Consider the following 23632-nt stretch of genomic DNA (forward strand, 5'->3'; position numbering starts at 1 on the left):
GTCAGCTCCCTCTCCCACCGGGAGAGGGTTGGGGTGAGGGGCTTTTAAAGTCAGCGATAAACGCCATCCTTCCCATGTGCCGCAGTGGCTTTGTTACTGCGCACACTGATCATCTGCCGAATATCAATCCACTCAATCCCTTGGGCCTTCAGCTTCGGCAATTCTCGCTCCAGCACCGCCAGCGTCTGCGGATACGGATGGCCGATCATCACCGCCGAACCCTGCTTGTGCGCCAGGCTGATTGCCGTCTGTAGCTGCGTGTAGATTGCCGCCTCAGTACGCTCGTCATCGAGAAACACATCCCGCGAAACACTCGCCAGATCGATCTTCTGCGCCTGTTGCGCGGCGACGGTCTGCGCGCTGGTGCGGCTGTCGACGAAGAATTTGTGCCGTCGCTGCAACTCACCCATCAACCACGCCATCGCCACCGGTTGCGCGGTCATGCGGCTGCCCATGTGGTTATTGATGCCAGCGGTGTAAGGGACCATTTTGAACGCGGCGTTCAGGCGTTTTTCGAGTTCTTCGATGGGCAGTTCGGGGTGCCACGCATAAGGCCCGGTGGCCGGGTCCATGGGCATGTGCAGGATGACGATCTTGCCCGCGCGATGGGCTTCGCGCGCAAACTCGGTGGCGTGCGGGGTGTCGGGCATGATTGCCGTGGTCACCGGGCCAGGCAGCGCGAGCACGCGGCGATCCCGGGGCAGGTTCTGCCCCAGGTCGTCGATGATCAGTGTCAGGTAGGCTTTGTGTGGCTTTGTGCTGGCGGGCTCTGCGTGAGCAGCACCCGCCAGACAGCACAACAGAACGAAGACGAAACGCAGAGACATCCTCAACGGCCGGACGTAATGCTCAGCCCTTTGAGCAGGCTCAGGGCCTGGGCCAGTTGGTAGTCGTCGTCCTGCGGCATGGCTTTGGCCTTGGCGCCGGAACCGGTAGGTTTGTCGGCGCCGCCGTTGCCGTTGCCCAGGTGACCCTGCAGATCGGCTTCCTTGAAGTAATCGCCGTCGGCTTCGTTGGTGATCTTCGCCTTGCGCACTTCGATGTCCGGGACGATGCCCTGAGCCTGAATCGAGCGGCCATTCGGCGTGAAGTACAGCGCCGTGGTGATCTTCAGGGCGCGGTCGTTATTAAGTGGCAGCACGGTTTGCACCGAGCCCTTGCCGAAACTGGTGGTGCCCATGACCACGGCGCGTTTCTGATCCTGCAAGGCGCCGGCGACGATTTCCGATGCCGAGGCGCTGCCACCGTTGATCAGCACGACCATCGGCACCGCTTCGCTTTCGTCTTTGCCGGTGGCCGAGAAGCGCAGTTCGGAGTTGGCGATGCGGCCCTTGGTGTAAACGATCAGGCCTTTGGTGATGAAGTGGTCGACCACTTCCACCGCTGCCTGCAACACGCCGCCCGGGTTGTTGCGCAGGTCGAGAATGATGCCGTTGAGCTTCTTGCCGTTGTCCTTGCGCATCTTCGCCAGGGCCTTGGAGACCTCTTCGCCGGTCTTGACCTGGAACTGGGTGATGCGGATGTAGCCGTAGCCCGATTCAAGCAGCTGCGCTTTCACGCTCTTCACCTGAATCACCGCGCGGGCGAGGGTCACGTCGAATGGCGTGCCGCCGTCACGTACCAAAGTCAGGGTGATTTTCTGGCCGATCTTGCCGCGCATCTTGTCGACAGCTTCGGTCATGGTCTGGCCACGCGTTGGCTGACCGTTGATCTTGACGATGAAGTCGCCAGCCTGAATGCCGGCCTTCGATGCTGGCGTGTCATCGATTGGCGAGACGACTTTGATAAAGCCGTCTTCGGAGCCGACTTCAATGCCCAAGCCGCCGAATTCGCCGCTGGTGCTTTCCTGCAACTCGGTGAAATCTTCAGGGCCGAGGTAAGCCGAGTGCGGATCGAGGTTGCTGAGCATGCCCTTGATCGCGTTTTCCAGCAGGGTCTTGTCGTCCACCGGTTCGACGTAGGCCGCTTTGATCCGGTCCATGACCTCGGCAAAGGTGCGCAACTCATCCAGTGGCAGCGGGGCCTTGGAGGTCGCGGCAGTGCCTGCCGGAGCGACGGCCGGGGCCGGTTGAGCGGCAAACGCCAGAGGCGCGCCGATCACCAGGGCGATCGTCAGGGCCAGCGAGGTAAGACGGGACAAATGCAGCATGTCGAACGAACTCCTAAAATTGGTGACTCAACGCCTATCCTTGCGCGTGGCACCATTGCGCCGGATCACTCGGGTGACCCTGCTGACGAATTGCGAAATACAGCGCTGGTGTGTCCTGACCGCCACTGTTACCGACAGTGGAGATCGACTCACCGGCTTTTACCACGTCACCGGCCGACTTGAGCAGCGTCTGGTTGTGACCGTAAAGACTCAGAAAACCGTTGCCGTGATCAAGGATCACCAGCAGCCCGGCACCACGCAACCAGTCGGCGAAGACGACGCGACCACCGTGGACGGCATGCACCTGGCTGCCGGCGGAGGCGCTGATCATCACGCCATCCCACTTGGTGCGGGCGTCGTCGCCACGGCTTTCGCCGAAGCGTGCCAGCAGTCGACCATCAACCGGCCAAGGAAGTTTTCCCCGCGTTGCAGCAAAAGGGCCACCGAAGGTCTCGCCGCTGCTGGAAACCAGCGCGCCGGGTGTTGATCTGGCTGGTTTGCGTGGGGCGTCGCTGTTTTCAGCCTGCGCCTCACGTAAACGCTTTTTTTCCGCTTCCTGCTGGGCGATCAGCGCTTTCTGCCGCGCTTCTTCTGCCTCACGGGCCTGACGGGCCAGGGTTTCTTCAATGGTTTTAAGGACTTTAGACAGGTCTGCCTGATCCTGCTCGCGCGCGGCCAGTTTCTGGTCGCGGGCTTTCACGTCATCGTTGAGCTTGGCGAGGACTTGCTGGCGTTCCTTGCGGACATTTTCCAGTTCGTCGCGTTGGCTATCGAGCGTGCTTTTCTGCACCAGCAATTGCGCTTGCTGGGCGGCAATGTCTTTTTCGACATTCGCCAGTTGGCGCAGGGTTTCGTTGAAGTTCTTCAACTGCTCCAGGCGGGCCTGGCTCAGATAATCGTAATAGGTGAGGGTGCGGGCGAATTTCTCGGGATTCTGCTGGTTGAGCAGCAGTTTGAGGTATTCCTGCCGACCGTTCTGATAGGCCGCACGGGCCTGAATGGCGATCAATCGCTGCTGTTCAGTGCGCGCGCTCTGGAGTTTTTTTTTCTCTGCATCGAGTCGCTGCAGCTCGGATTCGCTTTTCTGCAGTTCTTTCTGCAGGGCGTCGACCTGTTTCTGTAGCTTGCCCAGCTCGGTCTCGGTGCCCTTGAGCTCCTTCTGCACGCCGGATTTTTCTTCCTGGACCTTGCCCAGCAGTTTTTTCAGCTCGGCAATGTCCTGACGCGTGGCGTCCAACTGCTGTTGGGTTTGCGCGCGCTCGTCAGCGAAGGCCGGTTGGAGCAGGCAGGTCAGAGCGAGGGCGATCAGGACGCGGAGCATAGAGGCGGGCGGCACCAGGGTAAGGGACGGCCTAGTATGCCCGCCCGAGGCTGCAAAAAAAACGCCCAATTGGGCCTGTGTGATAACTGGACCAAGCAATACAGCGAATTCCATTTCGAAAACTCCATAAACCACTGTGGGAGCTGGCTTGCCAGCGATGGCGTCTGCTCATTCAACATAGTTGTTGGCTGTCAGATTGCTATCGCTGGCAAGCCAGCTCCCACAGGGTTTACGGTGTTTGATCGGGCGAATTACACCAGAATCGAGGTGCCGGTCATTTCCGTCGGTTTTTCCAGGCCCAGCAGTTTCAGCATGGTCGGTGCCACGTCCGCCAGCACACCGCCTTCACGCACCTTGAGGTCGCGCTTGCCGACATAAATGAACGGCACTGGCTCGGTGGTGTGCGCGGTGTGCGCCTGGTGGGTTTCTTCATCGGCCATTTTCTCGACGTTGCCGTGGTCGGCAGTGATCAGCGCTTCGCCGCCGACCTTTTCCAGCGCTTCGACGATGCGACCGACACAGGTGTCGAGGCATTCAACGGCTTTCACCGCCGCATCGAACACGCCGCTATGGCCGACCATGTCGCCGTTGGCGTAGTTGACCACGATCACGTCGTAGCGCTGGTTTTCGATGGCCTCGACGATACGGTCGGTGACCTCAGGGGCGCTCATTTCCGGCTGCAAGTCATAGGTGGCGACTTTCGGCGACGGGATCAGAATGCGCTCTTCGCCCGGGAACGGCTCTTCGCGACCGCCGGAGAAGAAGAAGGTCACGTGCGCGTACTTCTCGGTTTCAGCGATGCGCAGCTGGGTTTTGCCGTTTTTCGCCAGATAGTCGCCAAGGACGTTTTCCAGGCTGCCCGGGGCGAACGCCGACGGTGCAGGAATGCTCGCCGCGTATTGAGTCAGCATGACAAAACCGGCCAGTTTTGGCTGGCGCGCGCGCTCGAAGTCCCTGAAATCGTCCTCGACAAACACGCGGGTCAGCTCGCGGGCACGGTCGGCGCGGAAATTCATGAACACCACGGCGTCGCCGTCTTCAACCTTGACCGGCTCACCAATGGTGGTGGCTTTGACGAATTCGTCGCTCTCGCCGCGAGCATAGGCAGCGTCCAGACCTTCCTGGGCAGTGGCGGCGTTGAATTCGCTGTTGCCATCGACGATCAGGTTGTAGGCCTGAGCGACGCGATCCCAGCGATTGTCACGGTCCATGGCGAAGTAGCGACCGATGATGCTGGCAATGCGGCCCTTGCCGAGCGCCTGGAAGGTCGCGTCGAGCAGTTCGATCGACGATGCAGCACTTTTCGGTGGCGTATCGCGACCGTCGAGGAAGGCGTGCAGGTAGATTTTTTCGGCGCCGCGCTTGAACGCCAGTTCGGCCATGGCAATCAGGTGATCCTGGTGGCTGTGTACGCCGCCATCGGACAGCAGGCCCATGAAGTGCACGGCTTTGCCGGCGGCCACGGCCTTATCCACAGCGGCGCATATGGTCGGGTTCTCGAAGAACTCACCGTCGCGGATCGACTTGGTCACGCGGGTGAAATCCTGATACACCACGCGACCGGCGCCGAGGTTCATGTGGCCGACTTCGGAATTGCCCATCTGCCCGTCCGGCAGGCCGACGTCCATGCCGCTGCCCGAGATCAAGCCGTTCGGCACGGTGGCGCAAAGGCGATCCAGTACAGGCTTGTTTGCCGCGTAAACGGCATTGGACTCGTGGCTGTCACTGTGACCGAAGCCGTCGAGAATCATCAGAACCAAAGGTTTAGGCGTGGTAGTCATGGAATCCACTCGTGGCTAATAAAGAAGAGGGCGATGGAAAAGGGAGTTGGAGTTTAAAGCTAAGTTCCGACCGCGTCACCGCCGGACGGGGTTTGGCCGACCATAGTGGCTGTGTATACTGGCCGACATTTTAACGCCCTGGAACCTCCTTCGATGGTTGCTCACCTGATTGAATTTGCCACTAACCACTACATTCTTGTCGGTATCTTCGTCGTACTGCTGGCTCTGCTGCTGGCGCACACGATGCAGGGCGGCGGTAAAAGCCTGAGCACCGGCGAACTGACCGCGCTGGTCAACAAAGAAGCAGGCGTGGTGGTGGACATCCGCCCAGCGAAGGATTTCGCCGCCGGCCACATCGTTGGCGCCGTGAACATTCCCCAGGACAAACTGGCTGCGCGTATCGGCGAGCTGGAAAAACACAAGGCCAAGACCATCATTCTGGTCGACGCATTGGGCCAGACCGCTGGCACCCACGCCCGCGAACTGATGAAATCCGGCTTCACCGCCGCCAAGCTGTCCGGCGGGATCTCCAGCTGGAAAGGCGACAACCTGCCGCTGGTGAAATAAATGAGCGAAGTCATCGTCTACTCCAGCGATTACTGCCCTTATTGCATGCGAGCCAAGCAACTGCTCGCGAACAAAGGTGTGGCCTTCGAAGAGATCAAGGTCGATGGCAAGCCGCAGGTGCGTGCCGCCATGGCCCAGAAAGCGGGGCGCACGTCCGTGCCGCAGATCTGGATCGGCAGCCAGCACGTCGGCGGTTGTGACGATTTATTTGCCCTGGAGCGCGCCGGCAAGCTCGACGCGCTGCTCAAGGCCTGAACGGCTGCACCCACGTACAGCACTCCCTAAAAGACCCAAGATCAGAAAGGATCTGAGATGACTGACCAACAGAACACTGCAGCCAGCGAAGAAGACACCGCACCGCAATTCTCCTTGCAGCGCATCTACGTTCGCGACCTGTCCTTCGAAGCCCCGAAAAGCCCGGCGATCTTCCGTCAGCAGTGGGATCCGACCGTTGGTCTGGATCTGAACACTCGCCAGAAAGAGCTCGAAGGCGATTTCTACGAAGTCGTACTGACCCTGTCCGTGACCGTGAAAAACGGTGACGAAGTGGCCTTCATCGCTGAAGTGCAACAGGCCGGTATCTTCCTGATCAAGAACTTGGATGCGGCTTCGATGAGCCACACGCTGGGTGCGTTCTGCCCGAACATCCTGTTCCCGTATGCTCGCGAGACCCTGGACAGCCTGGTGACCCGTGGCTCGTTCCCGGCGCTGATGCTGGCCCCGGTGAACTTCGACGCCCTGTACGCGCAAGAACTGCAGCGCATGCAGGAAAGCGGCGAGACGCCAACCGTTCAATAAGACGGTTTAGCAACATCCCGTGTGGGAGCGAGCCTGCTCGCGATAGCGGTCTGTCAGACACCTCAAAGTTGACTGACACTCCGTAATCGCGAGCAGGCTCGCTCCCACATTTGTTTTGCGGTGTTACTTGAAGTCGTTCTGGCGCCAGGCTTCATACACCGCGACTGCGACGGTGTTGGACAGGTTCAGGCTGCGGCAGCCTTCGCGCATCGGCAGCCGCAGGCGCTGTTCGGCCGCAAGAGCGTCGAGTACTTCTGGCGGCAGGCCACGGCTTTCCGGGCCGAAGATGAACGCATCGCCCGGAACGAACGCGGCATCATGAAACGGTCGCGAGCCCTTGGTGGTGAACGCGAACAACCGTGGGTTGCCGAGGCTCTCCAGGCAACTGGCGAGATCCGCGTGGCGTTGCAGCGTGGCATATTCGTGGTAGTCGAGGCCGGCACGACGCAAGCGCTTGTCGTCCATCTCGAAACCCAGCGGTTCGATCAAATGCAGGTGGCAGCCGCTGTTGGCGCACAGCCTGATAACGTTGCCGGTATTCGGCGGAATTTCTGGTTGAAAAAGGATGACGTGAAACATGCACGGCTCCGAAGGTAAAGATGAGCGGCATTCTACGCCGCCTGTGGACAACCGTTCGAAACTATTCCCGCGCGTGATCGGTTCGCTGGCGATTGTCGGCTTGATGATCGGTTTGATGATCGGCCGCCTGACCACGCCGGACCCGACCGTGCTGCAACAGGTCGAGGTGACTGACGGCGGATTGGTGGTGTGGTTCAACAATGCGCCGAAGCTGCATGGCGAAGTCATCGATGGCACGGTGGCGCTGCTGTTCCAGGCCGAAGGCAAGGCGCAGAAAGGCCAGCTCAAGCTCAACGGCAAGGACGTCAATTGGCGTACGCGAGCGAGTGATGGTGGGTTGTTGCTGACGGTGCTGGCGGCGCGGCCGCTGCAGGGCGACTGGGCCGGCAGCGAGGTCGATGACCGCTGGCGGCTGGAGATTCATCTGCGCGAGCAATAAAAGCGGGAATCCCTGACCTGCCTGTATCAGGGTTCCCAAAACGGCGTGGACTTCGCGTGACGCGTCGGTCCGGTGTAAAGAGGGAACCCCCGGCCTGCCTGTACCAAGGATCCCAAAAGGGTGGGCGTATCGCGTTGCGATGGACGTCCGGTGTAAAGAGGGGAATCCCCGGCCTGCCTGTACCAAGGTCCCCGAAACGGGTGGTGAATCGAATCACCTGTAAGAGGTATTGCAGGGGGCGTGCCAGTTTTTAGTCTGATGAAAAAAAAGCCGCTCAAAAACGCGAAAGCCCCGAAATTCGGGGCTTTCGTGCATTTGGAAGGTTTGTTTTTCAGTGATTTCGGAAGTGAATGTGGTGATCCGACTGTGCTCAATCACGGGTCATCGTGCATTGATGCGGTGCACAGTGGCCCTCACCCTAACCCTCTCCCAAAGGGAGAGGGGACTGACCGAGTTGCTGGTTCAAGCTCCGCCGACCTGAAATATTGAGCCGAACTCTGGTTTCGAAGACACCCGAGATCGGCTCCCTAACCCTCTCCCAAAGGGCGAGGGGACTGACCGAATCGCTGGTTCAAGCTACGCCGACCTGAAATATTGAGCCGAACTCTGGTTTCGAAGACACCCGAGATCGGCTCCCTAACCCTCTCCCAAAGGGCGAGGGGACTGACCGAGTTGCTGGTTCAAGCTCCGCCGACCTGAAATATTGAGCCGAACTCTGGTTTCGAAGACACCCGAGATCGGCTCCCTAACCCTCTCCCAAGGGCGAGGGGACTGACCGAGTCGCTGGTTCAAGCTACGCCGACCTGAAATATTGAGCCGAACTCTGGTTTCGAAGACACCCGAGATCGGCTCCCTAACCCTCTCCCAAAGGGCGAGGGGACTGACCGAGTTGCTGGTTCAAGCTCCGCCGACCTGAAATATTGAGCCGAACTCTGGTTTCGAAGACACCCGAGATCGGCTCCCTAACCCTCTCCCAAAGGGCGAGGGGACTGACCGAGTTGTTGGTTCAAGCTACGCCGACCTGAAATATTGAGCCGAACTCTGGTTTCGAAGACACCCGAGATCTGCAGTGGTCAACTAATTCCGGACACCTCGATAGGTGGTTTTGACGCCATCGCCCGCTCATAGACGGTAGGTGGCAGATATCCCAGTTTTGAGTGAAGCCGTTCGTTGTTGTAATACCCAACGATGTACTCGGTGATGTCGCGGATCGCTTCGGTATGATTGGCGTAGTCACGTCGCCTGAACGAGCCCCATGAAAGACAGGACACCGTTTCCCCCTTACGATAAGGGATAGGCAAACGGTTATGTTTATGACTAACAGCAACGATAAGAATGGGGAGCTTTTGGGCCAGGAGCGGCGGCGCCGCTGGAGCCCAGAGCAAAAGCTGGCCATGGTTCGCGAGAGCCTTGAGCCAGGGCAAGGTGTGTCGGTCGTCGCTCGGCGCAACGGCATCAATGCCAACCAATTATTCCTGTGGCGCAAGCTGTATCAGGACGGCAGCCTGTCGGCGGTCAGCGCGGGCGAAGCCGTGGTGCCGGCCTCCGAGCTGAGCGATGCGCTCAAGCAGATCCGTGAGCTGCAACGGATGCTGGGCAAAAAAACGATGGAAGCGGAAATCCTCAAAGAAGCCGTGGAGATCGCCCGGTCGCGAAAATGGATTGCGCACTCACCCTTGTTGCCGGGGGACGACCAGTGAAACTGGTCAGCGAATGTCTCGGTGTGGCGCGCTCGCAATTAACGGTTCGAATCAAGCAATCGGTATCGCCCAAGACACGGCGAAGCAGGCCTGTGAACGACGCTGAGTTGGTGGCCGAAATCCAGCAACAGGTCAGCGAACTGCCCAGCTATGGCTACCGTCGAGTCTGGGGATTGCTGCGTCGCGTCCGTGAAACCCAGTTGCTACCCGCGATCAACGTGAAGCGGGTTTACCGGGTGATGCGTGATCACAACCTGCTACTTGAACGCCGGATCAAACAACCCGGCGTGCCGCGTCGGCACGAAGGCCGTATTGCGGTGCAAACCAGCGATACGCGTTGGTGCTCGGACGGCTTTGAATTCCGTTGCGAGGACGGCGCTAAACTGAGCGTGACCTTCGCCCTGGACTGCTGTGATCGCGAAGCCATCGGCTGGGTAGCCAGCCCAACCGGGTACAGCGGCGATGACATCCGCGACTTGATGTTGGAAAGCGTGGAGAAGCGCTTCGGTGATCAGCTGCCTGCAACGCCGGTGCAGTGGCTCAGCGATAACGGTTCGGCCTACACCGCCGAACAGACGCGCCTGTTTGCTCGACAGATCGGCTTGCAGCCGGTGACCACACCGGTGCGTAGCCCACAGAGTAATGGCATGGCAGAGAGCTTCGTGAAGACGATCAAGCGTGATTACGTGGCGCACATGCCCAAGCCGGATCGAGAAACGGCGCTGCGTAACTTGGCAATTGCCTTCGAACATTACAACGAGCAGCATCCGCACAGCGCCTTGAACTACCGTTCACCGAGGGAGTTCAGGCGCTTGGCAGTGGCATCAATTTAACGGGGAGTTGGTGTCCGGTTTTGAAGGGGCAAGTCCATCGCCATACCCGCTCCATTTTCAAGCTCAGGAAGAAGCGTTCCATCACCGCATTGTCCCAGCAATTACCTTTACGGCTCATGCTCTGCTGCATGTCGTTTCTTGCCAGTAACTCTCTGTAAGTTGCACTCGCGTATTGGCTGCCACGATCCGAGTGGGCAATCAGGCCTGGCGGCGGTTGGCGCTGTGCGATGGCCAGTTGCATCGCAGTGCACACCAGCTCTGCCGGCATGTTCGGAGCCATCGACCAGCCCACGATCTTGCGTGAAAACAAGTCCAACACCACGGCCAGATACAGCCAGCCACTGCGGGTGCGGATGTAGGTGATGTCTGCCACCCAAGCCTTGTTTGGCGCTGCCGGATCAAATTTTCGGCTCAGTACATTTTCGGCAATCGGCAGATCATGATTGCTATCGGTCGTGTGCACAAACTTGCGCTTCCAAGCCGAACGTAGCCCATTGGTACGCATTAAACGGCGGATTTTATACAGCCCAACAGACAGGCCTTTGCCGCGCAAAGCGTCGCGCAAGGGCCGGCTGCCGTAGCAGCCACCACTCTCGGCAAAAGACGCCTTGAGTTGCAAAACGACAGGACAACTCTGCCGGACGGGCGCATCAGCACGCTTTTGCGACTCATAGAAGCCCGAGCGACTGATGCTCAGTAACCGACAGACATGTGTCACTGAGTAGGCCTTCTGTTGCAGCTGACGAACCAGTCGATACCTTACTTCAGCTCGCGGGCAAAGAAGGCCGTAGCCTTTTTTAAGATGTCGTTATCCATCTTGAGCTGGCGATTTTCCTGTTCCAATTGCCGGATGCGCTGTTGCTCTGCCGTCAATGGCTTGCCGATTCCGGCCTGCCCCAATTGCTCTGCCTCGTACTGTTGAACCCAGCGTCGAACGGCTGTCTCACCAATGTTCAGATCTTGGCAAACCTGCGTAACGGTTAGCCCCTGATCCTTGATCATCTTCACGACTTGCAGCTTGAAGCTGTCGTCGAATGCCCTGCGTTTTTTGGTCATGAATAACTCCTCGATAGATGTATTTTCCACCTATCGGGGTGTCCGGGGAAATTAGACCACTGCAATCGGCTCCCTTTCCCCTCTCCCTGTGGGGGAGAGGGCTGGGGTGAGGGGGATGGATCCTGAGCACACAACAACCCTCAAGCTAACAAACCGTTAACCCTCATCCCCCTCATCATCATCCCCACCATCAACCTTCATCCCCAGTTCCTTGATCTTGCGCGTCAGGGTATTACGCCCCCAACCCAACAACACCGCCGCATCACGCCGACGCCCAGCCGTGTGCTTGAGCGCCGTCTCGATCATGATCCGCTCAAACGCCGGCACTGCGCTGTCGAGCAAGCTCGACTGGCCTCGCGCCAACGCCTGATCCGCCCACTGGCGCAGCGCTTGCTCCCAGTTGGTCACCGGTGCCGAGTCCTGCGGCAGGTTCAGCAGTTCTGGCGGCAGGTCGCTGATGTGCACTTCGCGCCCGGACGCCATTACCGTGATCCAGCGGCAGGTATTCTCCAGCTGGCGCACGTTGCCGCCCCACGGCAGGTTCTTCAGGTATTCCTCGGTCTCGCTTTTCAACAGCTTCGGCTCGACCGCCAGTTCCTGCGCGGCGCGGCTGAGGAAGTGCTTGGCCAGGGTCGGGATATCTTCGCGACGATCCGACAGGCGCGGAATGTGGATGCGGATCACGTTGAGGCGGTGGAACAAGTCCTCACGGAATTTGCCGGCATGCACCAGGGTTTCCAGGTTCTGGTGGGTCGCTGCGATGATGCGCACGTCAACCTTGACCGGCACATGCCCGCCAACACGATAGAACTCGCCGTCGGCCAGAACGCGCAGCAAACGGGTCTGCGTATCCGCCGGCATGTCGCCGATTTCGTCGAGGAACAGTGTGCCGCCGTCAGCCTGCTCAAAGCGCCCGCGACGCAGGTTTGCTGCACCGGTGAACGCGCCTTTCTCATGGCCGAACAGCTCGGATTCCATCAGGTCCTTGGGGATCGCCGCCATGTTCAGCGCGATGAACGGCGAAGCCGCGCGTGGGCTGTGGCGGTGCAGGGCGTGGGCGACCAGTTCTTTACCGGTGCCGGATTCGCCATTGATCAACACGGTGATGTTGGAGTGGCTCAAGCGGCCGATGGCGCGAAACACTTCCTGCATCGCCGGCGCTTCGCCGATGATTTCCGGGGTGCGGGTCAGCGCGGGCACCACTTCCAGGCCTTGCTGTTCTTGCGCGTGCTGATTGGCGCGCTTGACCAGCGACACCGCTTCATCAACGTCGAACGGCTTGGGCAGGTACTCAAACGCACCGCCCTGATAAGAGGCGACAGCGCTGTCCAGATCGGAATGAGCGGTCATGATGATGACCGGCAACCGTGGGTGCTGCTCGCGAATCCGCGCCAACAGATCCAGGCCACTGGCACCCGGCATGCGGATGTCGGAAATGATCACATCCGGCTGCTGACGGGCCAGGCGACTCATCACGCCATCCGCGCTGTCGAAGCTCTGCGTGGTCATGCCTTCCTGCTGCAAGGCCTTTTCCAGAACCCAACGGATAGAACGGTCGTCATCGACGATCCAGACGGTTTCACTACGGCTCATGTCGATGTGGCTCCTTGTTCCAGTGGCAGAAAGATCGAGAACGTGGTGTGGCCTGGATGGCTGTCACATTCGATCAGGCCCTGGTGCTGGCTGATGATGTTCTGGGTAATGGCCAGGCCCAGCCCGGTACCGTCCGGACGGCCGCTGACCATGGGAAAGAAAATGGTTTCCTGAAGTTCCGCGGGGATCCCCGGGCCGTTGTCGATGATCTCGATCTTGGTCACCAGACGATGGCGGATATGGCCGATGGTGAACTGGCGCATGGCGCGGGTGCGCAGGCTGATGCGGCCCAGGCGCAACTCGTTCTGGCTGCTGATCGCCTGCATCGCATTGCGCACGATGTTCAACACCGCCTGAATCATTTGCTCACGGTCGATCAGTACGTCGGGAATACTCGGGTCGTAATCGCGCACCAAGGTGATGCAGCCCTGGCTCTCCGCTTCGACCAAATGGCAGACGCGTTCGAGCACTTCGTGGACATTGCACATCGCCAGCGACGGCAGTTTGTTCGAACCGAGCATGCGATCGACCAGGTTGCGCAGACGGTCGGCCTCTTCAATGATCACGTTGGTGTAGTCGCGCAGGCTGTCTTCCGGCAGTTCGCGGGCCAGCAGCTGCGCCGCGCCACGGATGCCTCCGAGCGGGTTCTTGATCTCATGGGCGAGACCGCGCACCAGCATCTTGCTGGTTTCCTGCTTGGAAATTTGCGCCTCTTCCTTGGTGATCCGCAGCAAGCGGTCGCGCGGGTGGACTTCCAGCAGAAGCATGGTCGCGCCATTGCTGAGAATCGGCGTCACAGCGTAATCCACGGTCAGGGTCTGGCCTGTGAGGGCGGTGAGCATCGCTTCGCGTTTGGTGAACGGGTGGGCTTGTTCTACCGCTTGGCGCAGGGAGTTCAGTGCCTCGGTGGATTCGGTGAACAGCTCGCTGATGAACTGGCCATGGCTGCGCTGCCCGCTGATGGCGAGCAGCATCTCCGCCGCCGGGTTCATGTACTCAAGGCGTAATTCGGCGTCGAGCAGGATGGTGGCGGTGGTCAGGTTGTCGAGCAGCAAACGGTGGATTGCGTCGCTAATGGTCATCGGAGCCTCTTTTGGGGGCGGAGCGTGCGCAACAAGCAAGCGTCGGTGAACGGAAAATGCAAAAACCAAACCAAGGCTCCGAAAAGAAGCGCTCAACCCCTGAAACAGGCGTTTGACGCTCGTTTGCGTGGCGCTTGGCCAGCTCGAACGGGAAGTTTCGAACCAAAATGGGTTGGATTGTGAGTACGGTGCAGCCTGTTGCACCAATATAGTGCGCAAAGCTGAACGGCGTTAGAAGAAACGCAAGAAGGGATTTTTCGGTTCGGGCGGTTTGTCTTTAAGCGGGCATTCCGGGCGCACGCCGTAGTCGTCGGCAGCGCAGGGTTTGACCTGGCGCTTCTGTGCGAGCGAGATGCGCAGCATGTGGAAAGGCTGGTTGGCGGTGCGCTCGACAGTGCGCCCTTCGGCGTCGAGGATTTCCACGGAAAGGTTGTGGCTGCCACGATCGATGTTTGTCAGTGGGAAAACAGGCGTCAGTCCGGGTTCACCGGTGGCCTGGCCATCCAGCAACAAGCGGTAGCGATGACCTTTTTGCAGGCCCGGTTCGCTGGTAACGCTGACGATGATTTCGCCGGCGCTGCTGCGAATCGTTGCATCGGGCTCGGGCACCAGAATGCGCAGCATGTCGTAGTGGAACAGCGGTTGCTCCGGGGATTTTTTTGCCGTGGTGAGCGGCGCGGCGGCGGTTGGGTTTGCCGACATACGATTGCTGGTGGCGATGGGCACACGCTTGGCATTGCCGTGTGGCTGGTCGGTGTAGACGCGATTGCCGTGCGCATCGACGTAGGTAAAGACCTCTGCCGAGGCTTGCAACGTCATCATGGCCAAAGCGGCGACCAGCCACGCGCGAATCATGGCTTGTGTACTCGCTGCACAGTGAAGGCCACGGGCGGGCTTTGCTGAACGATTGTTTGCCCGTCGATGACCTGGACGGCCAGTCGATGCTCACCCCGGTCAACATTCACCAACTGCAGGATTGTCACGTTGCTCGGCTGGCCATACGGTTCATCGTCGAGCACCAGCCGTAATTGATGCGGCGACTGCAGACGCGGTTTGATCAGCACATTGACGGTGAAGGTGCCGTTGTTGGCGCGCAAGGCTTCTTCAGTGGGCAGACCGGCGAGTTCCAGTACTTCATAAGCGCTCTGCGCAGGTTGGCGCTTGTCCGCATCGGAGGCCGGCAACGTGCTCGGCGCTTGCGGCTCGACCCGATTGAGCGGCGGCAACTCCACCGGCTGCGCCTTGACCCCGTCCGGCGAGTGATCGCTGTACACCGTGTTGCCGTTGGCGTCGGTGTACTTGTAGATCTGCGCGGCGGCGGGCAGGGCGATCACCAGCAGGATGTATGAAAAGGTGCGACCCATGAAATCGACCTGAAACGAAAGCGATGGGTTGCAGCATAGGTCAGGGGCGGCGGTAAGCCCAACCGCCTTAACATCCGCTCACACAAACCGGCCGATTCTAAACAGCATTTAACTGCTGAAGTTGAGCATTCGTTTCTGCTTTCCGACGGGCACCACGGGTTTTGGGCATCCCTCGGGGCCTGGATAGGTTTGCTGTCCGGTTTCGTCGTACTGCGTGGTGCAACCGACGGGCCCATTGTCGTAAAACGCACGGCTTTTAACCACGCCGTTGCGGTGATAGCACAGCTGCTCTCCGCTCAGGTAGCCCGCGTGCCAATAAGTTTTGACCTGTTGCTGATTGATGTTTAGCAAACTGAATCCCACCCGATTTTTTCGGCATTCGATCTGGCCGTTGTCGTAGTAGCTGATGTCGCTGACTTGGTCGTTATCGCCAATGATGGTCTCGTTGGTCTTACGACCGGTTTCATAATTGTAGTCAGTGGAAGCTTGCTGATCACCGTAGAGATAGTCCGACTCCGAGGACAATTTTCCATGGGTGAAGTGTCGAGTTGTTCCGCAGCGGCCGACAGTCGGATGGCCATCCTTGTCGAAACGGCACCAGTTAGACTCTTCATAGAGCACTTCCTGGTCATCGTATTGTTTCATCGAGCCGACAAAGCGCCTCAGCTCGAAGCGCCCGACTGTGGCCGGAGTGCCGTCGCGCAAAAAGGTCAGATAAGGGCCTTCGCGCTCATCGTTGTGCCAGGTGATGTCATTGATCAGTGCGCTGCCGTCGCTGCTGTAATCCAGTGCGCGGCCTTCTTTCTTGCCGTTTTCGTAATGACGCAAGTTCAGCAGTTTGCCGTCGGCGTTGTAGAACTCCTGGGTGCCGGACAATACATCGGCCTTGTAATGCTCGATCAGGATCAAGACACCATTGGCGTCGGCCTCTCGCAGTTCACCTTCTTTCTTGCCTGCCACGAAGTTAACGCTTTGGCTGTGGCCCTTGTCGGTCTTGAGGATCCATGGACCGCTTTTCAGATCGTTTTCGAAAGCGCCGCTGCCGATTGCGGTCACCCATGGGCCTTCGCGCTTGTCGTTGCGGTAGTTGCCGCGCTCGATAATGGTGCCGGTGATCTCTTCGCTTGGGCCGTCGAGTACGCCGTGCAGGTACGTCTGGAACCCGGTCGTGGTGTTATCGGGATCGCCATCGTCGAGGATTGTCCAGCGCCCCTCGCGTGCGTCATCGACATACTGGCCGGTGTAGTTTTTCGAGTAATGGGTCTCGGTCCATTCGCCTTGTCGTTTGCCCGCTACATAGTCGCCGCTGGCCGAGTATCTGTATTCCTTGGCGAACGACCAGACACCTACGCGCAGGCCTTTTTCGTATGAGCCTTGTCCGCTGATTTCATCGAAATTGAAGGAGACCGAATCACCCTCCTCGCTACCGCTGAAAGTAGCGGGCGTGGTTTCCCAGGCCATGCGGCTGACCTGATAGTTGTAGAGCATGCGATTGCCGTCGTTGAGGGCCGTATTGATGCCGCGCCAGAACGTAACGGTGAGAAAGCGTCCGTTTTTTTCCTGATAGGTTTTTTTGAAGTAGTACTGATCAGGACCGGGCGTCCTGATGTCGAGTGGCTTGGTCTGTTCGTCGAAATAACCGACCAGCGTTCCTGCGCTGAGATCGAGTTGGTCGAATTCGGTAATGCCCGATTGCCCGTAGCGCAATCGATAGTTGATCGGCGTGAGCTGCGCCAGTGCTTTCTTGATGGTGAGGGCGTCGAGTCGCTTCTGGCCTTCGGTAATTCGATCAAGGGCTTTTTGCAGGGCTGTGACGCGAGTGTAAAGCTGGCTACTGGCGTCGTATTTATAAGCGTAAATCCGGTACCTGGCTTGCTGCTTGAAGAGCACAAGACGGAGAGGGTCTTCGCTGTCCAGTTGCGTCAGGAATACCGATTCGATGGTCGCCTGGCCGAAGTCATCCAGTAACTGCGGGCTCGCCTCGGGCGTATCACAGATGCAGTAGTAACCTCTAACGCCGTTGGCCTCCTTGATAAACGCCAGTGTCGCCGAGCTTTCCTGCAAACCTTCGATCAGCGGATGTGCCAACGGTTTGTTTTCGTAAAACGCTGCCGCTGCGGCCGTTTGGCAGGCGAGGCTGGCCGTCAGGGCGATGGCCCATAACCACTTCATGCGAATCCCTTCGTCAAGGCGCCGGGTGGCGCTGAGGCGGCGGATTATCCATGGATGAGCGGGCACAAAAAAGGCCTCCCGAAGGAGGCCTCTTTTTTGTCACGCCGCTGAGTGCGGCGCTACCGGATCAGCAGCTGTAGTACAGCTCATATTCCAGTGGGTGTACGAAGGTGCGAACCTTGATTTCTTCTTCGGATTTCAGCGCGATGTAAGCGTCGATGAAGTCGTCGGAGAACACGCCGCCCTTGGTCAGGAACGCGCGGCCCTTGTCCAGCTCTTCCAGGGCTTCTTTCAGGCTGCCGCAAACTTGTGGGATCTCTTTCGCCTCTTCAGGCGGCAGGTCGTACAGGTTTTTGTCAGCAGCGTCGCCTGGGTGGATCTTGTTCTGGATACCGTCCAGACCGGCCATCAGCAGAGCTGCGAAGGCCAGGTACGGGTTGGCAGCCGGATCCGGGAAGCGTGCTTCGATACGGCGGGCTTTCGGGCTCGACACGTAAGGAATACGGATCGAAGCGGAACGGTTGCGAGCCGAGTAGGCCAGCATTACCGGCGCTTCGAAGCCTGGCACCAGACGCTTGTAGGAGTTGGTCGCCGGGTTGGTGAAGCCGTTCAGGGCCTTACCGTGCTTGATGATGCCGCCGATGAAGTACAGAGCGGTATCGGACAGGCCGGCATAGCCTTCACCTGCGAAGGTGTTCTTGCCGTCTTTCCAGATCGACATGTGTACGTGCATGCCCGAACCGTTGTCGCCGTACAGTGGCTTCGGCATGAAGGTCGCGGTGCGGCCGTAGGCGTCAGCAACGTTGTGTACAACGTACTTGAGGGTTTGGGTTTCGTCGGCTTTCTTCACCAGGGTGTTGAACTTGACGCCGATTTCGTTCTGGCCGGCAGTTGCCACTTCGTGGTGGTGAACTTCGACGGTCAGGCCCATTTCTTCCAGTGCGTTGCACATGGAGGTACGGATTTCGTGGTCGTGGTCGAACGGCGGAACCGGGAAGTAGCCACCTTTGACGCCTGGACGGTGACCTTTGTTGCCGCCTTCGATGTCCTGGTCGGACATCCACGAACCTTGCTCGGAGTAGATCTTGAACATCGAGCCGGAGATGTCCGACTTGAATTTAACCGAGTCGAAGATGAAGAATTCTGGCTCTGGACCGGCGAACACAGTGTCACCGATACCGGTGGCTTTCAGGTGCTCTTCGGCGCGCTTGGCGATCGCACGTGGGTCGCGGTCGTAGCCTTGCATGCTCGAAGGTTCGATGATGTCGCACACCAGGATCAGGGTGGCGTCTTCGGTGAACGGGTCGAGAACGGCAGTGTCGTCGTCCGGCAGCAGGATCATGTCGGAGGCTTCGATGCCTTTCCAGCCAGCGATGGAGGAACCGTCGAACATTTTGCCGACTTCGAAGAAGTCGTCATCCAGCGCATCGCGAGCCGGCATGGTCACGTGGTGCTGAGTGCCTTTGGTGTCCGTGAAGCGCAGATCAATCCACTTGACGTCATGATCTTTGATGAGTTGAACCGACTTCGACATAGTGTCCTCCGGGTGGCTTCGGGCTTGGTAGTGGATAGCCCTTGGAATTTTGGTGATGCCGGCGCAGATACTCTGCCAAGGCAACCTGCCTCACAAGGGAGCAAATTGCATGCCAGTGCCCCAGCATGGGTTTTTTGCCCCAATTTCACGCTTATTAAGGTGCAAAGTGCGTGAATGCTGAAAATCTCGCCCCTTAATGTAGCGTTATTCTCTAAAAATGACCCGTTTTGGTGCATGCAAAACCTTCTGCACATTAACTGGTTAAACCTTGAGCAATTTCCGCTATAATCCGCGCCCCCCTTTTTCGGCTGGCCGTTCGCGCGCTGTTTTCATGAAACTAATCGTAAAAGTCTTCCCCGAGATCACCATCAAAAGCCGACCTGTCCGGACGAAATTCATCCGCCAGTTGGCCAAGAACATCCGCACCGTGCTCCGTGACCTGGACCCGGCCGTGGTGGTGAACGGTGTGTGGGATAATCTCGAGCTGGAAACCCGCGTTACCGACCCCAAAGCCTTGAAAGAGATGGGTGAGCGCCTGACCTGCATGCCGGGCATCGCGCACTTTCTGCAGATCGACGAGTACCCGCTGGGCGACTTCGACGACATCACCGAAAAGTGCAAGCAGCACTACGGTGATGCGCTGGCCGGGAAGATTTTCTCGGTGCGCTGCAAGCGTGCCGGCAAGCACGCGTTCAGTTCGATGGACGTCGAAAAATACGTCGGCAGCAAGCTGCGTCGTGAGTGTGGCGCTGCCGGAATCGACCTCAAAGCTCCGCAAATCGAAGTGCGTATCGAAGTTCGCGACAAACGGTTGTTTGTCATCCACAGCCAGCACAACGGCATCGGCGGCTATCCGCTGGGTGCGTTGGAGCAGACGCTGGTATTGATGTCCGGCGGCTTTGACTCGACCGTTGCGGCCTACCAGATCATCCGTCGCGGCCTGATGACGCACTTCTGCTTCTTCAATCTGGGCGGTCGTGCCCATGAATTGGGCGTGATGGAAGTCGCGCATTTCATCTGGAAGAAGTACGGCAGCTCGCAACGCGTGCTATTTGTCAGTGTTCCGTTCGAAGAAGTGTTGGGCGAAATTCTCGGCAAAGTCGATAACAGTCATATGGGCGTCGTATTGAAGCGTATGATGTTGCGCGCTGCGTCCAACATCGCCGACCGCTTGCAAATCGAGGCGCTGGTCACTGGCGAAGCGATCTCCCAGGTGTCGAGCCAGACGCTGCCGAACCTGTCGGTGATCGACTGCGTGACTGACAAACTGGTCCTGCGGCCGCTGATCGTCGCGCACAAGCAGGACATCATCGACACGGCCAACGAGATCGGCACCGCCGATTTCGCCCGGCACATGCCGGAGTACTGCGGCGTTATCTCGGTCAATCCGAAGACCGCCGCCAAACGCGGGCGCGTTGAACACGAAGAGAAAGAATTCGACATGGCGGTGCTCGAGCGAGCGCTCGAAAACGCCAAACTGGTGCCGATCGATCGGGTGATCGACGAATTGGGCCAGGACGTACAGATTGAAGAAGTCAGCGAAGCACTGGCCGGCCAGATCGTGATCGACATCCGTCACCCGGATGCCGCCGAGGATGAGCCGCTGGAACTCGCTGGCGTAGAAGTACAGACGATGCCGTTCTACGCAGTGAACGCTCGTTTCAAGGAGCTGGATCCGACTCGCCAGTACCTGCTGTATTGCGACAAAGGCGTGATGAGTCGCCTGCATGCTCACCATTTGCTCAGTGAGGGGCATGCCAATGTGCGCGTTTATCGACCGAGCTAAGTGCCCGGGGCTGTTTGCCTGTGGCCTGCGTCACCGGCCCCCCGACACCGCCGTCAAGCTGTAACGGCCATGCCGGACACTACTGCTAATCGCTGCCAAGACTTGTCAGCAAACCGAATCCTCTGATCGAGATACACAAGTGATCGAAAATCTACGCAACATCGCCATCATTGCCCACGTTGACCATGGTAAAACCACCCTGGTAGACAAACTCCTGCGTCAATCCGGCACTCTGGAGCGCAACGAGCTCAACGACGAGCGCGTGATGGACTCCAACGACCAGGAAAAAGAGCGCGGTATTACCATTCTGGCGAAAAACACCGCCATCAACTGGAACGGCTACCACATCAACATCGTGGACACCCCGGGCCACGCCGACTTCGGCGGCGAAGTTGAACGCGTAATGTCGATGGTTGACTCCGTTCTGCTGCTGGTTGACGCTCAAGACGGCCCTATGCCGCAAACCCGTTTCGTGACCAAAAAGGCTTTCGAAGCCGGCCTGCGTCCAATCGTGGTAATCAACAAGGTTGACCGTCCAGGCGCGCGTCCGGACTGGGTTCTGGACCAGATCTTCGACCTGTTCGACAACCTCGGTGCTACCGAAGAACAACTGGACTTCCAGGTTGTTTACGCCTCGGCCCTGAACGGCATTGCCGGTCTGGATCACACCGCCATGGCTGAAGACATGACCCCGCTGTACCAAGCGGTAGTCGACCATGTTCCGCCTCCGGCCGTTGACCGTGATGGCGCGTTCCAGATGCAGATCTCCGCTCTGGACTACAACAGCTTCCTGGGTGTTATCGGCGTTGGCCGTATCGCTCGTGGTCGCGTCAAGCCGAACACTCCGGTTGTGGCGATCGGTGCCGACGGCAAGCGCCGTAACGGCCGTATCCTGAAGCTGATGGGTCACCACGGTCTGCACCGCGTTGACGTTGAAGAAGCTGCAGCAGGCGATATCGTTTGCATCAGCGGTATGGACTCGCTGTTCATCTCCGACACCCTGTGCCACCCGGACACTGTCGAGGCGATGAAGCCTCTGACCGTTGACGAGCCAACCGTTTCGATGACCTTCCAGGTAAACGACTCGCCTTTCTGCGGTAAAGAAGGCAAGTTCGTGACGTCCCGTAACATCAAGGACCGTCTGGACAAAGAGCTGCTGTACAACGTTGCTCTGCGCGTTGAAGAAGGCGACACCGCTGACAAGTTCAAGGTTTCCGGCCGTGGTGAGCTGCACCTCTCGGTACTGATCGAAACCATGCGTCGCGAAGGCTTCGAGCTGGCCCTGGGCCGTCCTGAAGTAATCATTCGTGAAGTTGACGGCGTCAAGCAAGAACCGTTCGAAAACGTGACCATCGACATCCCTGAAGAAGCTCAGGGCAAGGTCATGGAAGAGATGGGTCTGCGTAAGGGCGACCTGAGCAACATGGTTCCGGATGGTAAGGGCCGTGTTCGTCTGGAATACAACATCCCTGCTCGTGGTCTGATTGGTTTCCGTAACCAGTTCCTGACCCTGACCAACGGTGCTGGCATCCTGACCTCGATCTTCGATCGCTACGACACCGTCAAGTCGGGCCACATGTCCGGCCGTCAGAACGGCGTTCTGGTTTCGGTTGAAACCGGCAAGGCACTGACCTACTCGCTGGAAACCCTGCAGGCTCGTGGCAAGCTGTTCGTAGAACACGGTCAAGAGATCTACAACGGTCAAATCGTTGGTCAGAACAGCCGTGACAACGACCTGGGCGTTAACCCTACCAAGGGCAAGAAGCTCGACAACATGCGTGCTTCGGGTAAAGACGAAACCATCGCTCTGGTTCCACCAGTGAAGTTCACTCTGGAACAGGCTCTGGAATACATCCAGGAAGACGAGCTGTGCGAAGTTACTCCTAAGTCCATCCGTCTTCGCAAGAAGATCCTGGACGAAAGCGAGCGTACCCGCGCTGCCAAGAAAGCCAAGAACTGAGTCATTAGTTCCGGCTGAATGAAAACGCCCCCGGTCGAGAGACCGGGGGCGTTTTTGTTTGTCTGAGGGGATGTGCAGATTGGGTCTTGAAGATCAAAAGCCCCTCACCCTAGCCCTCTCCCGGAGGGAGAGGGGACTGAATGGGGGATGCTCTATAGATACGCCGACCAGAACAGGTTGTATCGAATCCATAATCGACTGGATTTTTCAGGTCGGTGTCAGGCGCCAGACACCTCGGTCGGCCCCCTCGCCCTCCGGGAGAGGGCTGGGGTGAGGGTAAGCTTTTAGAACTTCTCGATCGCCCGGAAATTCTGCTCGCGCACCACTTCTTTCGGCTTGTACGCGCAATAACCCGGCCGCGGGCCGATTTTCGGGTGATTGCGGCAGGTATCCGGGCGCTTGTCATAAATGGTGCACAGGCGGCTCTTACGATCCAGGTAGTAGCAATCGTTGTTGCTCATGCGCTGCAGGGTAAAGATCCCCGATTTCTGATTGAAGCGTTCGACCAGGCCTTCCTTTTGCAGACGCTTGGCGATGTTTTTCGGCGGGTCGCCCAGTTCGAACTCGTCGACCACACCGATGCGCACCAGATCCTTGATCTTCACTTCAACCGGCAGCGTGCAGCAGCTGGACACGCAGGAGCCGCACATCGGGGCTGAATATTTTGCCCACGTATCGAGACGATCGATCTCGGCGGCGGCAATCAGGTTGGGCTTCATCATCGGGAGTTACCAGGCGTGTGTGCATCAGGGCGCGCGATCATACCGGGACTGGTGGATTTTTGAACAACCTTTCGCCAGATTTTTTCTGCATGCAGGCACATTGCCGGACAATTCGGCACGGCCCCTGCATTCATTAGCTCACTCGACAAGGTAATGCCGGGCTATCTCACAGTCTCGGGAAAAACTGCCGAACCAG

At 58.5% G+C, this 23632-nt stretch carries 19 protein-coding genes and 2 pseudogenes; 7 read left to right on the forward strand and 14 right to left on the reverse strand.

The window, feature by feature from the left end; all coding sequences use genetic code 11:
* Positions 1–50 precede the first annotated feature (50 nt).
* The 4 genes from JFT81_RS25715 to gpmI all read right to left on the reverse strand — a co-directional run bounded on the left by JFT81_RS25715 (position 51) and on the right by gpmI (position 5251).
* Complete coding sequence (locus JFT81_RS25715; protein WP_201229960.1) at positions 51–827, reverse strand: divergent polysaccharide deacetylase family protein; 777 nt, start codon at positions 825–827, stop codon at positions 51–53.
* Between the two features lie 2 nt (positions 828–829).
* Positions 830–2149 (reverse strand): S41 family peptidase, encoded by a 1320-nt coding sequence (locus JFT81_RS25720; protein WP_201229961.1) that lies wholly within the window; start codon positions 2147–2149, stop codon positions 830–832.
* A gap of 34 nt (positions 2150–2183) precedes the next feature.
* Complete coding sequence (locus JFT81_RS25725) at positions 2184–3470, reverse strand: murein hydrolase activator EnvC (protein ID WP_201229964.1); 1287 nt, start codon at positions 3468–3470, stop codon at positions 2184–2186.
* Between the two features lie 251 nt (positions 3471–3721).
* Positions 3722–5251 (reverse strand): 2,3-bisphosphoglycerate-independent phosphoglycerate mutase, encoded by a 1530-nt coding sequence (gene gpmI, locus JFT81_RS25730; RefSeq protein WP_201229966.1) that lies wholly within the window; start codon positions 5249–5251, stop codon positions 3722–3724.
* A 153-nt stretch (positions 5252–5404) separates the two neighbouring features.
* Between gpmI and JFT81_RS25735 the strand changes: the two genes are divergently transcribed.
* From JFT81_RS25735 to secB, 3 genes are read left to right on the forward strand one after another with little or no spacing between them, the layout of a single operon-like run.
* Positions 5405–5818: a rhodanese-like domain-containing protein gene (locus JFT81_RS25735; RefSeq protein ID WP_102354619.1), complete on the forward strand. Its 414-nt coding sequence runs from the start codon at positions 5405–5407 to the stop codon at positions 5816–5818.
* Complete coding sequence (grxC, locus tag JFT81_RS25740; RefSeq protein WP_201149378.1) at positions 5819–6073, forward strand: glutaredoxin 3; 255 nt, start codon at positions 5819–5821, stop codon at positions 6071–6073.
* Positions 6074–6130: 57 nt separating this feature from the next.
* Positions 6131–6616 carry a protein-export chaperone SecB gene (gene secB / locus JFT81_RS25745; RefSeq protein ID WP_201149376.1) on the forward strand — a complete coding sequence of 162 codons (486 nt, stop codon included), beginning with the start codon at positions 6131–6133 and terminating at the stop codon, positions 6614–6616.
* A 123-nt stretch (positions 6617–6739) separates the two neighbouring features.
* Here secB and JFT81_RS25750 read toward each other — a convergent pair whose 3' ends face one another.
* Entirely contained in the window at positions 6740–7195 is a 456-nt protein-coding gene (locus JFT81_RS25750) for a tRNA (cytidine(34)-2'-O)-methyltransferase (RefSeq protein WP_201229968.1), read from the reverse strand.
* Here JFT81_RS25750 and JFT81_RS25755 point away from each other — a divergent pair.
* Positions 7194–7634: a hypothetical protein gene (locus JFT81_RS25755; RefSeq protein WP_201229970.1), complete on the forward strand. Its 441-nt coding sequence runs from the start codon at positions 7194–7196 to the stop codon at positions 7632–7634. The genes JFT81_RS25750 and JFT81_RS25755 overlap by 2 nt on opposite strands.
* Positions 7635–8707: 1073 nt before the next feature.
* On the opposite strand, the pseudogene JFT81_RS29600 reads toward JFT81_RS25755, so the two are convergent.
* Positions 8708–8875 (reverse strand): annotated as a pseudogene (locus JFT81_RS29600) (IS3 family transposase); the annotation flags it as partial.
* A 66-nt stretch (positions 8876–8941) separates the two neighbouring features.
* Here JFT81_RS29600 and JFT81_RS25760 point away from each other — a divergent pair.
* A protein-coding gene (locus tag JFT81_RS25760; protein WP_201226805.1) for an IS3 family transposase occupies positions 8942–10167 on the forward strand; the annotation gives its coding sequence in 2 pieces (ribosomal slippage) (positions 8942–9293 and positions 9293–10167; 1227 coding nt in all).
* A gap of 37 nt (positions 10168–10204) precedes the next feature.
* Here the strand turns inward: JFT81_RS25760 and JFT81_RS25765 are convergent.
* The 7 genes and pseudogenes from JFT81_RS25765 to glnA form a co-directional block, all read right to left on the reverse strand.
* Positions 10205–11223: pseudogene (locus JFT81_RS25765) on the reverse strand (IS3 family transposase); the annotation flags it as partial.
* Between the two features lie 156 nt (positions 11224–11379).
* Entirely contained in the window at positions 11380–12816 is a 1437-nt protein-coding gene (gene ntrC / locus JFT81_RS25775) for a nitrogen regulation protein NR(I) (protein ID WP_007909238.1), read from the reverse strand.
* Positions 12813–13898 carry a nitrogen regulation protein NR(II) gene (gene glnL, locus JFT81_RS25780; protein ID WP_201229971.1) on the reverse strand — a complete coding sequence of 362 codons (1086 nt, stop codon included), beginning with the start codon at positions 13896–13898 and terminating at the stop codon, positions 12813–12815. The genes ntrC and glnL overlap by 4 nt, the downstream gene beginning before the upstream one ends.
* Positions 13899–14129: 231 nt before the next feature.
* Positions 14130–14753 carry a DUF4124 domain-containing protein gene (locus JFT81_RS25785; RefSeq protein WP_201229972.1) on the reverse strand — a complete coding sequence of 208 codons (624 nt, stop codon included), beginning with the start codon at positions 14751–14753 and terminating at the stop codon, positions 14130–14132.
* Positions 14750–15262, reverse strand: coding sequence for a DUF4124 domain-containing protein (locus tag JFT81_RS25790; protein ID WP_201229973.1), 513 nt, complete (start codon positions 15260–15262; stop codon positions 14750–14752). The genes JFT81_RS25785 and JFT81_RS25790 overlap by 4 nt, the downstream gene beginning before the upstream one ends.
* 108 nt (positions 15263–15370) lie before the next feature.
* Positions 15371–17434, reverse strand: a complete 2064-nt coding sequence (locus tag JFT81_RS25795; RefSeq protein ID WP_201229975.1) for a hypothetical protein — start codon at positions 17432–17434, stop codon at positions 15371–15373.
* 127 nt (positions 17435–17561) lie between these two features.
* Complete coding sequence (glnA, locus tag JFT81_RS25800; protein ID WP_201229979.1) at positions 17562–18968, reverse strand: type I glutamate--ammonia ligase; 1407 nt, start codon at positions 18966–18968, stop codon at positions 17562–17564.
* A gap of 331 nt (positions 18969–19299) precedes the next feature.
* Between glnA and thiI the strand changes: the two genes are divergently transcribed.
* Together thiI and typA are read left to right on the forward strand one after the other, a co-directional pair.
* Positions 19300–20754 carry a tRNA uracil 4-sulfurtransferase ThiI gene (gene thiI, locus JFT81_RS25805; RefSeq protein WP_126359225.1) on the forward strand — a complete coding sequence of 485 codons (1455 nt, stop codon included), beginning with the start codon at positions 19300–19302 and terminating at the stop codon, positions 20752–20754.
* A 139-nt stretch (positions 20755–20893) separates the two neighbouring features.
* Complete coding sequence (gene typA / locus JFT81_RS25810; protein ID WP_064117050.1) at positions 20894–22714, forward strand: translational GTPase TypA; 1821 nt, start codon at positions 20894–20896, stop codon at positions 22712–22714.
* 284 nt (positions 22715–22998) lie between these two features.
* On the opposite strand, the gene JFT81_RS25815 is transcribed toward typA, so the two are convergent.
* Positions 22999–23436, reverse strand: coding sequence for a YkgJ family cysteine cluster protein (locus JFT81_RS25815; RefSeq protein WP_038359983.1), 438 nt, complete (start codon positions 23434–23436; stop codon positions 22999–23001).
* Positions 23437–23632 lie beyond the last annotated feature (196 nt).

This window comes from Pseudomonas sp. TH43 (assembly GCF_016650635.1).
Taxonomy (GTDB): Bacteria; Pseudomonadota; Gammaproteobacteria; order Pseudomonadales; family Pseudomonadaceae; genus Aquipseudomonas.

Coding starts and splice junctions, on each gene's coding strand:
- JFT81_RS25750 (WP_201229968.1), bottom strand. CDS start 7,195: ATGTTTCACGTCATCCTTTTTCAACCAGAAATTCCGCCGAATACCGGC.
- gpmI (WP_201229966.1), bottom strand. CDS start 5,251: ATGACTACCACGCCTAAACCTTTGGTTCTGATGATTCTCGACGGCTTC.
- JFT81_RS25795 (WP_201229975.1), bottom strand. CDS start 17,434: ATGAAGTGGTTATGGGCCATCGCCCTGACGGCCAGCCTCGCCTGCCAA.
- JFT81_RS25815 (WP_038359983.1), bottom strand. CDS start 23,436: ATGATGAAGCCCAACCTGATTGCCGCCGCCGAGATCGATCGTCTCGAT.
- JFT81_RS25720 (WP_201229961.1), bottom strand. CDS start 2,149: ATGCTGCATTTGTCCCGTCTTACCTCGCTGGCCCTGACGATCGCCCTG.
- glnL (WP_201229971.1), bottom strand. CDS start 13,898: ATGACCATTAGCGACGCAATCCACCGTTTGCTGCTCGACAACCTGACC.
- thiI (WP_126359225.1), top strand. CDS start 19,300: ATGAAACTAATCGTAAAAGTCTTCCCCGAGATCACCATCAAAAGCCGA.
- grxC (WP_201149378.1), top strand. CDS start 5,819: ATGAGCGAAGTCATCGTCTACTCCAGCGATTACTGCCCTTATTGCATG.
- JFT81_RS25715 (WP_201229960.1), bottom strand. CDS start 827: ATGTCTCTGCGTTTCGTCTTCGTTCTGTTGTGCTGTCTGGCGGGTGCT.
- JFT81_RS25785 (WP_201229972.1), bottom strand. CDS start 14,753: ATGATTCGCGCGTGGCTGGTCGCCGCTTTGGCCATGATGACGTTGCAA.
- JFT81_RS25790 (WP_201229973.1), bottom strand. CDS start 15,262: ATGGGTCGCACCTTTTCATACATCCTGCTGGTGATCGCCCTGCCCGCC.
- secB (WP_201149376.1), top strand. CDS start 6,131: ATGACTGACCAACAGAACACTGCAGCCAGCGAAGAAGACACCGCACCG.
- ntrC (WP_007909238.1), bottom strand. CDS start 12,816: ATGAGCCGTAGTGAAACCGTCTGGATCGTCGATGACGACCGTTCTATC.
- JFT81_RS25755 (WP_201229970.1), top strand. CDS start 7,194: ATGCACGGCTCCGAAGGTAAAGATGAGCGGCATTCTACGCCGCCTGTG.
- JFT81_RS25735 (WP_102354619.1), top strand. CDS start 5,405: ATGGTTGCTCACCTGATTGAATTTGCCACTAACCACTACATTCTTGTC.
- glnA (WP_201229979.1), bottom strand. CDS start 18,968: ATGTCGAAGTCGGTTCAACTCATCAAAGATCATGACGTCAAGTGGATT.
- JFT81_RS25725 (WP_201229964.1), bottom strand. CDS start 3,470: ATGCTCCGCGTCCTGATCGCCCTCGCTCTGACCTGCCTGCTCCAACCG.